Source organism: Streptomyces sp. CG4 (assembly GCF_041080655.1).
Taxonomy (GTDB): Bacteria; Actinomycetota; Actinomycetes; order Streptomycetales; family Streptomycetaceae; genus Streptomyces.
On sequence record NZ_CP163525.1, the window covers coordinates 1,749,402 to 1,762,297 of the forward strand.

At 69.1% G+C, this 12,896-nt stretch carries 11 protein-coding genes; 5 read left to right on the plus strand and 6 right to left on the minus strand.

Annotated features, from left to right (window positions below; all coding sequences use genetic code 11):
- Positions 1 to 187: 187 nt before the first annotated feature.
- Complete coding sequence (locus AB5L52_RS08125; protein ID WP_351024968.1) at positions 188 to 571, plus strand: helix-turn-helix domain-containing protein; 384 nt, start codon at positions 188 to 190, stop codon at positions 569 to 571.
- Between the two features lie 118 nt (positions 572 to 689).
- Positions 690 to 1,625 carry a LysR family transcriptional regulator gene (locus AB5L52_RS08130; RefSeq protein ID WP_351766439.1) on the plus strand — a complete coding sequence of 312 codons (936 nt, stop codon included), beginning with the start codon at positions 690 to 692 and terminating at the stop codon, positions 1,623 to 1,625.
- A gap of 93 nt (positions 1,626 to 1,718) precedes the next feature.
- Here the strand turns inward: AB5L52_RS08130 and AB5L52_RS08135 are convergent, their stop codons facing one another.
- The 6 genes from AB5L52_RS08135 to leuA form a co-directional block, all read right to left on the minus strand.
- Complete coding sequence (locus AB5L52_RS08135) at positions 1,719 to 2,414, minus strand: M24 family metallopeptidase (protein WP_369363129.1); 696 nt, start codon at positions 2,412 to 2,414, stop codon at positions 1,719 to 1,721.
- A gap of 3 nt (positions 2,415 to 2,417) precedes the next feature.
- Entirely contained in the window at positions 2,418 to 4,544 is a 2,127-nt protein-coding gene (locus tag AB5L52_RS08140) for a molybdopterin-dependent oxidoreductase (protein ID WP_369363130.1), read from the minus strand.
- Positions 4,541 to 5,419: a diaminopimelate epimerase gene (dapF, locus tag AB5L52_RS08145; protein ID WP_369363131.1), complete on the minus strand. Its 879-nt coding sequence runs from the start codon at positions 5,417 to 5,419 to the stop codon at positions 4,541 to 4,543. Before dapF ends, AB5L52_RS08140 begins: the two co-directional genes overlap by 4 nt.
- Positions 5,416 to 6,105 carry a 2OG-Fe dioxygenase family protein gene (locus tag AB5L52_RS08150; RefSeq protein WP_351024955.1) on the minus strand — a complete coding sequence of 230 codons (690 nt, stop codon included), beginning with the start codon at positions 6,103 to 6,105 and terminating at the stop codon, positions 5,416 to 5,418. Before AB5L52_RS08150 ends, dapF begins: the two co-directional genes overlap by 4 nt.
- A gap of 37 nt (positions 6,106 to 6,142) precedes the next feature.
- Positions 6,143 to 7,195: an iron-containing redox enzyme family protein gene (locus AB5L52_RS08155; RefSeq protein WP_351024953.1), complete on the minus strand. Its 1,053-nt coding sequence runs from the start codon at positions 7,193 to 7,195 to the stop codon at positions 6,143 to 6,145.
- Between the two features lie 147 nt (positions 7,196 to 7,342).
- Entirely contained in the window at positions 7,343 to 9,040 is a 1,698-nt protein-coding gene (gene leuA / locus AB5L52_RS08160; RefSeq protein WP_369363132.1) for a 2-isopropylmalate synthase, read from the minus strand.
- Positions 9,041 to 9,237: 197 nt separating this feature from the next.
- On the opposite strand from leuA, the gene AB5L52_RS08165 reads away from it, so the two are divergent.
- From AB5L52_RS08165 to leuC, 3 genes are read left to right on the plus strand one after another with little or no spacing between them, the layout of a single operon-like run.
- Positions 9,238 to 9,927, plus strand: coding sequence for a class I SAM-dependent methyltransferase (locus AB5L52_RS08165; RefSeq protein WP_351024947.1), 690 nt, complete (start codon positions 9,238 to 9,240; stop codon positions 9,925 to 9,927).
- Complete coding sequence (locus AB5L52_RS08170) at positions 9,924 to 11,462, plus strand: class I adenylate-forming enzyme family protein (protein WP_369363133.1); 1,539 nt, start codon at positions 9,924 to 9,926, stop codon at positions 11,460 to 11,462. The genes AB5L52_RS08165 and AB5L52_RS08170 overlap by 4 nt, the downstream gene beginning before the upstream one ends.
- A 41-nt stretch (positions 11,463 to 11,503) precedes the next feature.
- Positions 11,504 to 12,895: a 3-isopropylmalate dehydratase large subunit gene (leuC, locus tag AB5L52_RS08175; RefSeq protein WP_369363134.1), complete on the plus strand. Its 1,392-nt coding sequence runs from the start codon at positions 11,504 to 11,506 to the stop codon at positions 12,893 to 12,895.
- Position 12,896 lies beyond the last annotated feature (1 nt).

The window sequence follows — 12,896 nt, forward strand, 5'->3', positions numbered from 1 at the left end:
ACGTAGCGTTTCGCATGGCACCTGGACCGGTCGGGATCGAAGGGGAACTGTGGAATTTGTTCTCCCAGTCGTGCTCGCAGCCGGGTTCAGATTCGGCCATTTGCAAGGATCCCACTTGACATCGTTGTCTCATACCGGGGCGATCCCGGGCAATCGAGAAAGTGGATCCTCCCGCTGTCCTGCCCCAATGGGCAGACCGGGGTGTTCTTCATCATTCGACCAGTATGACAATCTCAGATTGGTTCGAGTAATGTGCAACAAATGTGAGCAGATACTTCCGCGCACCATCACCGCACCTCCGTACAGTCCGAGTGAGACGGTCGAGAACCGCCACGAAAGGCTGATCGCCTTACTGGCCGCCGGCCATACCGATGCCAGCGCGGCCCGGCGGCTCGGTGTCAGCCGTCGCACCGTGACCTACATGCTCCGCTCCATGATGGACGGGTTGGGCATCAACAACCGCTTCCAGCTCGGCATCGCCGTCGGCGCCCGCAGCCGTATCTGCGCCACGTGTCCGACGCCGCGCCAACCCGCCATCACCAACATCGCACATGACCACGGTCGTTACTGAGAACACGCTCGATGAGCGTCCCGCCTGAGGATGTGCGCGAACCCGTTCTTCGTGAGAGTTAGTTCGGGTATTTCGGGGGATGTTCGAGGCTGCTTGCCGAATGCGAAAGTGACGACGTATGAGTCCAGAACGAACAATCACGTCTCGTAACCTCGACGTGAATCAGCTGCGAACGCTGAGCACGATAGTGGAAACGGGGAGTTTCCGACGGGCGGCGGATGTGCTCGCACTGACCCAGCCCGCAGTAAGCTATCATATTCGCCGCCTCGAAGCGGTCCTGCACGGACCGGTCTTCGTGCGGACCAGGGGCCGACTCGAACTCAGCGACGCCGGCGAGGAACTGCTTTTCTATGCTCGCAAAATCCTCACCGTCAATGACGAGGCGATGGCCCGGCTGACTGCCCCGAGGGACGGCCTCCGGCTCACCATAGGCGTCTCGGAGCAGTTGGAAGACGTCCTCCAGGACCTGCTCGCCGGCCTCACCCGCGCGCTGCCTCGGGTCACGCTGACCGCGCGGATCGGGGCGAGTGAGCACATCGCCGCGCGGACGGCCGAGCAGCAGACCGACATCGCCGTCATCATCAGCCGTTCCCGCGGTGAACGGAGCCGCTCGCTCGGCTCGCTGCAGTTGGCCTGGTACGCACACGACGCCGCAAGTCTGGCCGCCGGCCGTTCCCTTCCGATGGTGCTGCCCGCCGAGCCGTGCAATACGCGCACCCACATCGTCAGCGCCCTCGACCGCCAGGGGGTTCCGTGGCACGTTGCCTACGAGGGCCCCGACCTGGCCGGGCTGCGCGCGGCCACCCGGGCCGGGCTCGGCGTCATCGGCCTGCTCGCCAACAGCGGCGAGAAGTGGAATCTGACACCCGTCCCCCAAGGCATGCTCCCGTTTCATCCCGGGTCCGTGCCGGTCTCCTTCGTCCACGCGCCGGGCACACCGGCTGACGTGGTCGAGGCCGCGTTCTCCGTCGCCCAAGCGGCCCTCCGCCAGTTCCCGTTGGTCGACGAACCCGGACAGGTCCCCCTGATGCCCAGCCTGACCAGCTCACCGTAACGTTCGAGTCATCGGCCGCCGCGGACCTCGCGGCGGCCGTACGGAGCAACTGGGCAGTTGGCTGCTTCCTTCGCCGCTGACGCTCGACGGGCGTCATCGGCCGAGGTCGAGCAACTGCTCGTAGAAGCCGCCGAACCCCCGGGACCGGTCGACGAGGTGGATCTCCAGAATCCAGTGGCAGAGCCGCCCGGCACGGTCGGGGCGGCGCATCGGTTCGTCGCTGCCGGTGGTGATGTAGTACTCGATGTCGTCGCCGTTGATGCGCTCGTGCGGGAACTCCCCGACCAAGTGTCCGGCGTGGCTGGCGCCGATCTCCCAGCCCGCCTCGCCGGCCAGCCGTCGTATCTCGGCGAACAGCTGCGCGCCGGTGACGTCGGGACGGTCGCGGAAGTAGCGGCGGCCGGCGTCGAAGATGACCGGCAGGTCGTCGCGGAGACGATGCTTGACCGGATCGTCACCGAGCACGTACGTGCGGCCGAAATCAGCCTCCCACTGTTCGAGGAGCGGCCCGAAGTCGCAGAACACGATGTCGTCCTCGGCGATCGGCCGGTCCGGGGGGTTCACGCGGTAGGGGTGCAGGGTGTTCGGGCCCGCGCGCACGATGCGCTTGTGCCAGAAGCGTGCGATGCCGAACATCTCGTGCGCCAAGTCCCGGATCTGATCGCTGAGTTCCCGCTCACCCTTCCCGGCGACGATCAGGTGTCGGCGCCCGATCTCCTCGAACAGCTCCTCCGCCTTGGCCTGTGCGTCCAGGAGGAGCGCCGCGCGCCTTGCCTCGTTGTCGTCCATGTCTCACCCTCGCTGCTCGGTCGCGGAGACCTCGACGCGGTTGTCGTGGTAGACGGCGCCGCCGCCCATGTCCGAGTCCCGCTCGGCCACGGTGGCGTTGACGCCCGCCTGGTTCCCGGTGAGCTTCGACCACCAGCCCTTGGTGGTGCGGGCCACCCCCGGCCGCACCGAGTCGCTCACCTGCAGCTGCGCGGTGAAGGCGCCCCGGTCGTTGAAGATCCGCACCTGCTGACCCTCGACCAGTCCCCGGGCCGCCGCGTCGTCGGGATGCAGTTCCACGAAGGGTGCCCCGGCCCGGCGCACCAGTGACTCCTTGTTCGCGAACGTCGTGTTGAGGAAAAAGTGCTGGGCCGAGGAGATGAGCACCAGCGGCAGCCTGCGTGCCAGCTCCGGATCCGCGGCCTCCTTGGGGGGCGTGTATCCGGTCAGCGGGTCGTACCCGTCGGCGGCCGCCGTCTCGGACACGAACTCCAGCTTCCCCGACGGCGTGGGAAAGCCGTCCGCGAACGGCACGAAGGGACTGGGGTAGTTGAGCCGGACGAAGCCCTCCCTGCGCAGCCGGTCCAGGTCGACGCCGTCCAGCGAGGGGTGGCCACTGGACAGCAGCTGCCGGGCGAGGTCTTCGTCGGAGTCGAAGAGGCTCGGATCCGTCAGGCCCAGCCGCGCCGCGAGCCGGCGGAATGTCTCCGTGGTCGACAGGCACTCGCCGGGCGGGGCGACCGCGGGCTCGTTCCACGTGATGTACATGTGCCCGTACCCGTCGAGCAGATCGGTGTGCTCGGTCTGCATCGTGGCCGGCAGCACGATGTCGGCGTAGTCCACCGTGTCGGTGCGGAAATGCTCCATGACCACGGTGAACAGGTCTTCGCGCAGCAGGCCCGTGTGCACCTGGCCCTGGCCGCCCACCGCCGTGGCCGGGTTGGCCCCGTAGACGAACAACGCCTTGACCGGTGGATCGTCGACCGTGGTGAGCGCCTCGCCGAGGCGGGTCATCGAGAGGCTTCGTACCGGCCCGGGCAGCAGGTCGTCACGGAAGAGTGCCTCACGGTCGCCGCCGAAGTAACCGTCCGTCGAGTAGGCCAGACCGCCGCCCGGGAGCTTCCAGTCACCCGTCACCCCGGGCAGCGCCGCCAGCGTACGGAGTGCCATGCCGCCCCCGGCGTGCCGCTGGATCCCCTGCGCCGCCTTCATCCCGGTGGGCCGGGTGACGGCCAGGCGCCGCCCGAGTCGCTCGACCGTCTCCACCGGCAGCCCGCAGATCTCCGCCGTACGTTCCGGCGTGAACTGCTCGATGCGTGCGCGGAACTCGGGCCAGCCCACCGTGTGTTCCGCCAGGTACGCGCGGTCCTCGGCGCCGAGCGATATCACCACGTTGAGCAGCCCGAGGGCGAACGCCGCATCCGTGCCGGGGTTGAGCGGCACATGCTCGTCGGCGAGCCGAGCCGTCTTGGTCAGGACCGGATCGATGGCCACGACGTACGCCCCGGACCGCTGTGCCTGCGACAGCACCTTCCAGAGGTGGTGGCTCGTGGTGAGCGTGTTGCAGCCCCACAGCAGGATGAGCCGGGCGTGGCGCAGATCCTCGGGGTCGATGCCTCGACTGGTGCCGAGCGTGTAACCGGTGCCCACCAGGCCTGCGATCGAGCAGATCGTCATGTCGTGGCGGGACGCGCCCAAGGTGTTCCACAGCCGGCTGCCGGCGCGCCCCTGCAGGCCCTGCAGATAGCCCAGGTTCCCGGTTCCCTGGTAAGGCCAGATGGCCTGGCCGCCGTACCGGTCGATCACCTCCGTGAGACGGTCGGCGATCTCGCCGAGCGCCTCGTCCCAGCCGATGCGCTCGAACCGGCCCTCGCCCTTGCGCCCGGTCCGGCGCAGGGGATGTGTCAGACGGTCGGGTGCCCGTGTGTGCTCCAGGTACTGGTTCACCTTCACGCACAGCGTTCCGCGGGTGTAAGGATGGTCCGGGTTTCCGCGCAGCCGCACCGCGACGCCGTCCTCGACCTCGACCTGCCAGGAACATGCGTCCGGGCAGTCCAGCGGGCAGCCTCCGGGGAGGATCTTCAGGGCACGTCTTGCCGGCGCGGAGGCACCCTGCGCCGTCTGCGCCGGGTCGCGGGTGTCCCGGTTCACTGTGGCCGCTCCCCGTGCAGGTGCGGCACGAACTCGTCGGCCAAGGTCACCTGGCCGACGCAGGAACTGGGTCCGGAGAGCAGCACCCGCTCGTCCCCCGTGATCTCCACGGCCACGGTGCCGCCGGGCATGACCACGGTCACCGAGGGATCGGTGAGCCCCAGCCGGTAGGCGGCGCAGGCGGCGGCGCAGGCACCGCTGCCGGAAGCCAGGGCGTAACCGACACCCCGTTCCCAGATCTGGATCCGCAGGGTGCGCCGGTCCTCGACGGTGAGCAGCTCGGCGTTGGGCCGCTCCGCGAAGCCGGCGTACCCGACGATCGCCGGGCCGAGCCGGGCGGCGAGCTCGGCGGTCGCATCGTCGACCAGCGCGACCAGATGCGGCACGCCGTTGTGGACCGCCGTCGCGTTCACCTGGGTGCCCGGCTCGATCTCGAGTGGCACGCCGACCAGCTCCGCACCGCCGGCCACCGCGGGACTGTGGTGGGTCCACGAGCCCAGGTCGATGGTGCTGGCGGCGGTGACCGGGCTGCCGAGCCGCACCCTCACGTCTCCGCCGGGTGTCCGCAGCGTGACCTCGTCGCGGCGCGTGCGGCCGTGCTCGCGCAGGTACCGGGCGAAGATGCGCAAGCCGTTCGCGTTGCGCGCGCACTCGGAACCGTCGGAGTTGAAGACCCGTACCTCGAACGTGTCCTGGGGGTCGGCCGCCGGGTCCGCGGCGGGGAGGGGGCCGTAGAGCACCCCGTCCGCCCCGACGCCGGTACGTCGGTCGCACAGGACCCGGGTGGCCGTGGCGCCCGGCGCGGGCGCGCCGAGCTCCGGGTCGGCAACGAGGTAGTCATTGCCGAGGGTGTGGTACTTCATGAGCGTGGTCATCCGCGGCCCTCGCTGATGGCACCTTCCTCGAAGGCCTCGCCGTACCAGCGTTCGCTCCAGCGCGAGAACGACACCACCGTGATGTCGCGGTGGCCCTCCTCCTCGATCGGCACGATGTCGGTCACGTAGTGCCACAGCGCACGGTCGTCGAACGCGATGGCCTGCCCCGCCGGCAGGGTCGCGGTGAAGATGGGCTTCTCCTTGTCGTCCGCGCTGCGCAGGGTCAGCTCGGCGCCGGTGATGCCGACACGGTTGTAGACGGAGATCACCACGAACTCGTGGCCGTCCTGGTGCACGCCTTCCGGGACGACGACGCCCTGCAGCTCCTTGTTGGCGATGACCCGGTACTGGTGGACGTTGATCTGCCAGATGTCGTCCTCGGGCAGCGGGATCTGGGCGCAGGCCTCCCGGATGTGCTCGACCAGGTCGATCTGGATCGGCTGGTAGTGCCGCCGGATGCCGCCCGCGATCGGGTTGAACTTGGAGTAGGTGACGTACGGGCGGTGCGGGAGCCGCTCGAAGTGCCAGGCGCCGTCCCGGTGTTCGAGCCGGTACTGGGAGAAGCGGCGCCAGCGGTTGCCGTTGCCGATGTACTCGTCGAAGGCGAGGTCCTCGAAACTCTTCAGAATGTCCTCACCCGTCTCGGGGAGGTCGAAGACCTGAAAGTGCTGCGCGTTGAGAGTCACGGTCGATGCCTTTCGGGAGAGGCGGGGCAACGGTGGTTCAGGCGGGCAGGGGCTGCTTCAGGCACACTTCGAGGACTTGGTCGAGGTAGTGCGCCGAGGTGTTGAGCCGCACAAGGGTGCCGAGCGCGATCTCGCGGCCGGCGGCGGGATCGCGCTCGACGACCGGCCCGATGACGTTCTTGTACCAGCCGGCCGCGTGGTGGGCGTCGACGCTGATGTGGATGTCGTGGTAGACCTTGCCCTCCGGCGGGAGCCCGAGGCGGTCCCATGCGGTGACCAACTGGCGGAAACGCCGGGGGGCCAGGAACTCGGTGACGCCGTAGTAGCCGATGGCGCGCAGGTAGTGCCGGCGGCTGAGCGCGAGGCCGGCCGAGATGTTGCCGCATTCCTTGGCGGCGAGCAGCAGATTCGACTCGACGTAGCCCTGGTCGACGCCGATCGAGGTGAGGCACTGGGAGAAGAGTGTCGTATGGACGTCGGCGAACTCGCCGTTGCCCATCTCGTCCCAGTAGTTGGCCGCGATCTCCATCTTCTCGACGCCGGTCGCGCCGAACTGCATGACGGCGAGGATGTCGTCGAAGCGCGGGTCCAGGGAGGTCTCCTGGGCCAGCAGGAAGCGTATGTCCTCGACCGTCGCCGAGTTCGTCAGGTGCTCGGAGTACAGCGGGTGGGCGCTCGCCGGGTGGTCCTGTATGAGGGCCTTGAGCCAGCGTACGTACTCCTTCTCACCGCTGGGATAGCCGCTCAGCAACTCCTCGGGCACCTGCCGGAACTCATGGTCCAGCATGGCGTTCTCGAGGATGCTCGTGACGTCCCGCAGGATCGGCTGGGGGTCCTGGTCGGGGTTGCGTGACGCGGACTGGCTGAACTCGTAGGCGTAGATGACCGCGAGTACTTCGTGCAGGTGCTCGCGGGCCGCGGCGTCGCGGCCGTGGAAGGCCAGGTCGGCAAGGCGCCGGCACTCCCCGGCCAGCTCGGCGCGGTGGGCGTAGTCGTCGACGAGCTCCTGCCATTTCCCGAAGGTCTCCGAGGTGAGCGCCGCCGTGAAATCGGCCAGGCGCGGGAAGTCGTACTGCTGCGGATCAGGCATGTCGGGATTCCTCTATTCCCTTCAGTGAAACGCCGAAAAAGCTTTCAGCTTCGTTTCGTGTCAGCTTAACCAGAGGTGCTGCACACGGTCCAAGTTCAGCTTTTTATCGCGCTCATAAATAGATTTACTCATCGCGCGATCACGCAGCTATAGACGTTTCTGCGTCTGGTTGATGATGCCGACGGCGGCGGTGAGTTCTGCCGTGGTGGTGTCTTTGCCGGTCCCGATGGCCCAGGTGCCGCCGCTGTTCAGATAGGCGATTGCCCCGCCGTCGGGCAGTTCGTGAGCCGTGGCCGCGGTGATGGTGAGTTCCAGGCCGAGTTGGGCGAGTGCGTCGGCGAATGCGGGCAGCGACGCGGTCCCGGTCAGCGGTATTTCTTTGTCGATGCCGTCGAGGCCGACCGTGACGGAGGACGGCGTGTGGTCGAGGAGTTGCAGCCGGCCGGGGCCGGGTGTGTACGCGGTGTCGAAAAGCTCGCGCAGTTCTTGCGGGCTCAGTTCGCCGCCTTCGCGGTCCGTGACCTGCTGGACCAGGACGGCGAAGTCCGCGCGGAGTTGCTGGGGCAGGTGCAGTCCGTAGGAGTCGTTGAGCACGAACGCCACGCCGCCCTTGCCGGACTGCGAGTTGACCCGCACGACCGGTTCGTACTCTCGGCCGACATCGCTGGGGTCGATCGGCAGGTAGGGAACCTGCCAGTGTTCGTCGCGCAAGTCGTAGCCGCTTGAGTGGGCCTCGTCGGCGAGTGCCGAGATCCCCTTGCTGATGGCGTCCTGGTGGCCGCCCGAGAAGGCGGTGAAGACGAGTTCGCCGCCCCATGGGTGGCGTTCGTGCACAGGCAGTGCCGTGCATTCCTCCACGACCCGGCGGACCTCGCCCAGGTCGGAGAAGTCGATCTCGGGGTCGACGCCGCGGCTGAACAGGTTCATGCCCAGCGTGACGAGGCAGACGTTTCCGGTGCGTTCGCCGTTGCCGAACAGACAGCCCTCGATACGGTCCGCGCCGGCGGCGAGGCCGAGTTCGGCGGCGGCGACGGCGGTGCCGCGGTCGTTGTGCGGGTGCAGCGAGAGAATGACCGAGTCGCGTCGCTCCAGGTTGCGGCTCATCCACTCGATCGAGTCGGCGTACGTGTTCGGGGTGGTCATCTCCACCGTGGCCGGCAGGCATATCGTGGCCGGGCGCTGCGGGGTGGGCTGCCAGACGTCGAGGACCGCGTTGCAGACCTCGGCCGCGAAGCCCGGCTCGGTGCCGGTGAACGACTCCGGCGAATACTGCAGGCGCACGTCGGCACCGGTCAGCGACTCGGCGGCCGTGGCGAGACGGCGGGCCGCCGCGACGGCGAGCTCGCGTATCTGCGCCCGCTCCTGACGGAAGACCACCCGGCGCTGCAGCTCGGAGGTCGGGTTGTAGATGTGCAAGGTCACCTTGCGCACCCCGGCGACGGCCTCGACCGTGCGGTCGATGAGCTCGGGCCGGCACGGCGAGAGGACCTGGATGCGGACGTCGTCCGGGATGGCCTCGCTCTCGATGATCTCCCGGATGAACGTGAGATCCGCCGCGCTGGCCGCGGGGAAGCCGACCTCGATCTCCTTGTAGCCCATCCGCACGAGCAGTTGGAAGAAGCGGTGCTTACGGGCCGGGTCCATCGGCTCGGCGAGGGCCTGGTTACCGTCGCGCAGATCGACCGAGCACCACAGCGGGGCACGGGTGATCGTCCGGTCCGGCCAGGTCCGGTCCGGCAGCAGAACTGGTTCGACCTCCTCGGCGTACGAGCGGTAGCGGTGTGCCGGCATGGGGCTCGGGCGCTGCTCATTCCAGACCGGGCGGGCCGCGAATTCGTTCGTCATGGACACTCCTCGCGCATAAATTGCAAACCAGGCTAGCCAGCGAAGGAGTGGCCATCCAGGAAACTGCGCAGAAGCGAAGACAGCAGAAAAGGAGGCGCCATTGCGCTTTACGGCAACGGCGTTGACACCACTTCTTTCGCGCCGCAAGACTCACCACGCTTCCGCATCGGCGGCATGGTGACGAACGGAGAGAAGACATGACGCAAGCGTTTGAGATCAAGGGAAACGACCTCTGGGACCCGACAACGTTCGACGCGCTGCGCCGTCAGCTCATTCCGTCGTTCGACCTGATCTACGAGGCCGCGGTGCGTACCGTCGCGGCGACCGTGCCGGCCGTGCCGCGGGTACTCGATCTCGGCGCCGGCACCGGTCTGCTGAGCGCGGCCATCCTGCGTGAACTCCCCGAGGCGAACGTGGTGCTCGTCGACCGCTCGGAACTGATGCTGACGCAGGCCCGAAGCCGCTTCGCCAGCCAGGAAGGGGTCACGGTGCAGACCGGGGACCTGACCGACCCGCTGCCGGAGGGGGAGTTCGACGCGGTCGTCTCCGGTCTCGCGATCCACCACCTGAGCCACACCGACAAGCGCCACCTGTTCCGGCGCATCCACGACGCGCTGCGCCCCGGCGGCGTCTTCGTCAACGTCGAACAGGTGCAAGGCCCGCTGCCGCACCTGGAATCCCTCTACGACAGTCAGCACGAACTGCACGTGGCCCGTGAGCAGGCGCCGGCCCACGAATGGGCGGCTGGCCGCGAGCGCATGAAATTCGACGTCTGCATCGACCTGGAAACCCAATTGCAGTGGCTGCGCGACGCCGGTTTCCGCAGCGTCGATTGCCTCGCCAAGGACTTCCGCTTCGCCACCTACGCCGGCTGGGTCTCCGCATGACGGCACTCTACGAAGCAATCCACGAAATCGCGCGGCGCCGGCCGAAAGCGATTGCAGTCGAGACGACGGCCGGCGAGCGCACCACGTACGCCGAACTCCTCGCGCAGGCCGACCGGATCGCGGTCGGCCTGCGCGCCCGCGGCGTCACCGAGGGCCGTGTGGTCGTCTGCTCGGGCTTGGCCAACGACGCCTCCTACGTCGCCTTCCTGCTCGGGGTCTGCGCGGCCGGTGCCGCCTATGTCCCGCTGCTCGCCGACTTCGACGCCGCCGCCGTGGCCCGTGCCTTGCGGATGACGGAACCCGTGCTCTGGGTCGGCCCCGAGAACCACCACCGCGCAGGCGTCACGACGCCCCGCGTGGAACTCGCCGAGTTGCAGACCTCCGGCGCCGCGGCCGGCCCGGCGCCGGGCGCACGGGCCATTGCACCGGGCGGACGGGCGATCGCACCGGAGGGACGCGCGATTGCGCCGGAGGGGCGGGCGATTGCGCCGGGGACCTTCCGGATGCTGTGGACCTCCGGCTCGACGAAGGCGCCCAAGCTCGTCACCTGGCGCCAGGAGCCCTTCGTACGCGAGCGCCGGCGCTGGATCGCCCACATCGAAGCGACCGAGCGCGACGCGTTCTTCTGCAGGCACACCCTTGACGTGGCGCACGCGACCGACCTGCACGCCTTCGCGGCGCTGCTCGCCGGCGCCCGTCTGATCCTCGCCGACCCGGGCGCGGAGCCCGCGACGCTGCTGTCGCAGCTGGCCGCGACCGGTGCCACCTACACCAGCATGCTGCCCAATCACTACGCGGACATGATGGCGGCCGCCGGGCAACGGCCCGGCACCGATCTCTCCCGGCTGCGCCGCCCGATGTGCGGCGGCGCGTACGCGAGCCCGGCCCTCATCGCCGGGGCTGCCGATGTACTCGGCATCCGCATCCGCCACATCTACGGCTCGACCGAGTTCGGCCTCGCCCTGGGCAACATGGCGGACGAGGTGCAGAGCGTCGGCGGTATGCGGGAGGTCGCGGGCGTTCGCGCCCGTCTGGAGGCGCTTGCCGGGTACGACCGGGACGACCTCGGCCATCTGGTGCTCACCTCCGACTGCACCAGCGACGGCTACCTGGACGACGCCGAGGCCAACGCGGCCACCTTCCGTGGCCCCGACTTCTGGACCGGCGACGTCGCCCAGCGCCTGGACGACGGCAGCCTCCGCCTGCTCGGGCGCGTCACCGACCTCGTGCTGGCCACGGACGGCCCCCTGGCCGTTCCCCTCCTCGACGAACTCATCGCGAAGCAATGCCCGGTCGCCGAGTCCGTCAGCCTCGCCGCCGACACGGACACGTTGAGCAACCGCGTGCTCGTGGTGCTGCGCGCGGCACCGGGAACCCCCGACGACGACGCCGTCACCGCGGTCGACAAGCTCCTCGCCGCGCACGGACTGACCGGTGCGGTCCTGGCATTCGACCGGATCCCGCGCACCGTCGTCGGCAAAGCCGACCGCGCGCTGATCCGCCGCCGCCACTTCCCGGCGTCGAGTTCCTCCTGACGCACCAGCCGTCAGCGACATGCTCTGAAAGGGCGAGTCTCATGACCCGGAAAACCCTGGTAGACAAGATCTGGGACCTGCACGTCGTCGAGTCCGGGGCAGCCGACCTCATCTACATCGACCTGCACCTGCTGCACGAGGTCAGTTCGCCCCAGGCGTTCGCCGGGTTGCGCGAGGCCGGCCGCGCGGTACGCCGCCCCGCCCTCGCGGTCGCCACCTCCGACCATGACGTCCCGACCGACGGGCGCGAGCTGCCGCCGGACGCGGGCGCCGCCAAGCAGTTGCAGGTGCTCGCCGACAACTGCCGCGACAACGACATCGAGCTGCACCCGGTGGGAAGCCCGGGGCAGGGCATCGTGCACGTGATCGGCCCGCAGATGGGGCTCACCCGGCCCGGTACGACCATCGTCTGCGGCGACAGCCACACCGCCACCCACGGCGCGTTCGGCGCCATCGCGTTCGGCATCGGCACCAGCGAGATCGAGCACGTCCTTGCCACGCAGACCCTGCGGGCCCGCCGGCCGGAGTCCATGGCCGTCACGGTCACCGGGGAACTCCCGCCGGGTGTCACCGCCAAGGACCTCGCGCTGGGCATCCTCGCTGCCGGCGGCACCGACGCGGGCACGGGAACGCTCATCGAGTTCCGGGGCCCCGCCGTGCGCGCGCTGTCCATGGAGGGGCGGATGACGCTGTGCAACATGGCCGTCGAGATGGGCGCGCGCAGTGGTCTGGTCGCTCCCGACGACACCACGTTCACGTACCTGAAGGGTCGCCCCCGGGCCCCGCGCGGCGAGCTGTGGGAGCAGGCCGTCGCCGAATGGCGGACGTTGTGCAGCGACCCGGACGCGGTCTTCGGCCGTGAACTGGTCTTCGACGCAGGGTCGTTGGCGCCGCGGGTGACCTGGGGCACGAACCCCGGGCAGAGCGTGCCGGTCGACGGCGTGGTCCCCGACCCCGCCGACAGCACCGATCCCGGCGAGCGGGCCGCCGCCGAGCGCGCCCTCGCCTACATGGACCTGCGCCCCGGCACCAAGATGCGCGACGTCGGCATCGATGTGGTGTTCATCGGTTCCTGCACCAACAGCCGGATCGAGGATCTGCGCGCCGCGGCCGACGTGTTGCGCGGGCGGCGCGTGGCCGACGGCGTACGCGGCCTGGTCGTCCCCGGCTCGATGCTCGTGCGTCAGCTGGCCGAGCAGGAAGGGCTGGACCGGGTCTTCGCCGCGGCGGGCTTCGAATGGCGCATGCCGGGCTGCTCGATGTGCGTCGGCATCAACGGCGACACCGTCGCGCCGGGTCAGCGCTGTGCGTCGACCTCCAACCGCAACTTCGAAGGCCGGCAGGGGGCCGGCGCCCGGACGCATCTCGTGTCCCCCGCCACGGCCGCCGCCACCGCCGTTGCCGGGCGTTTCGCCACGCCGGCCGACCTGTGAG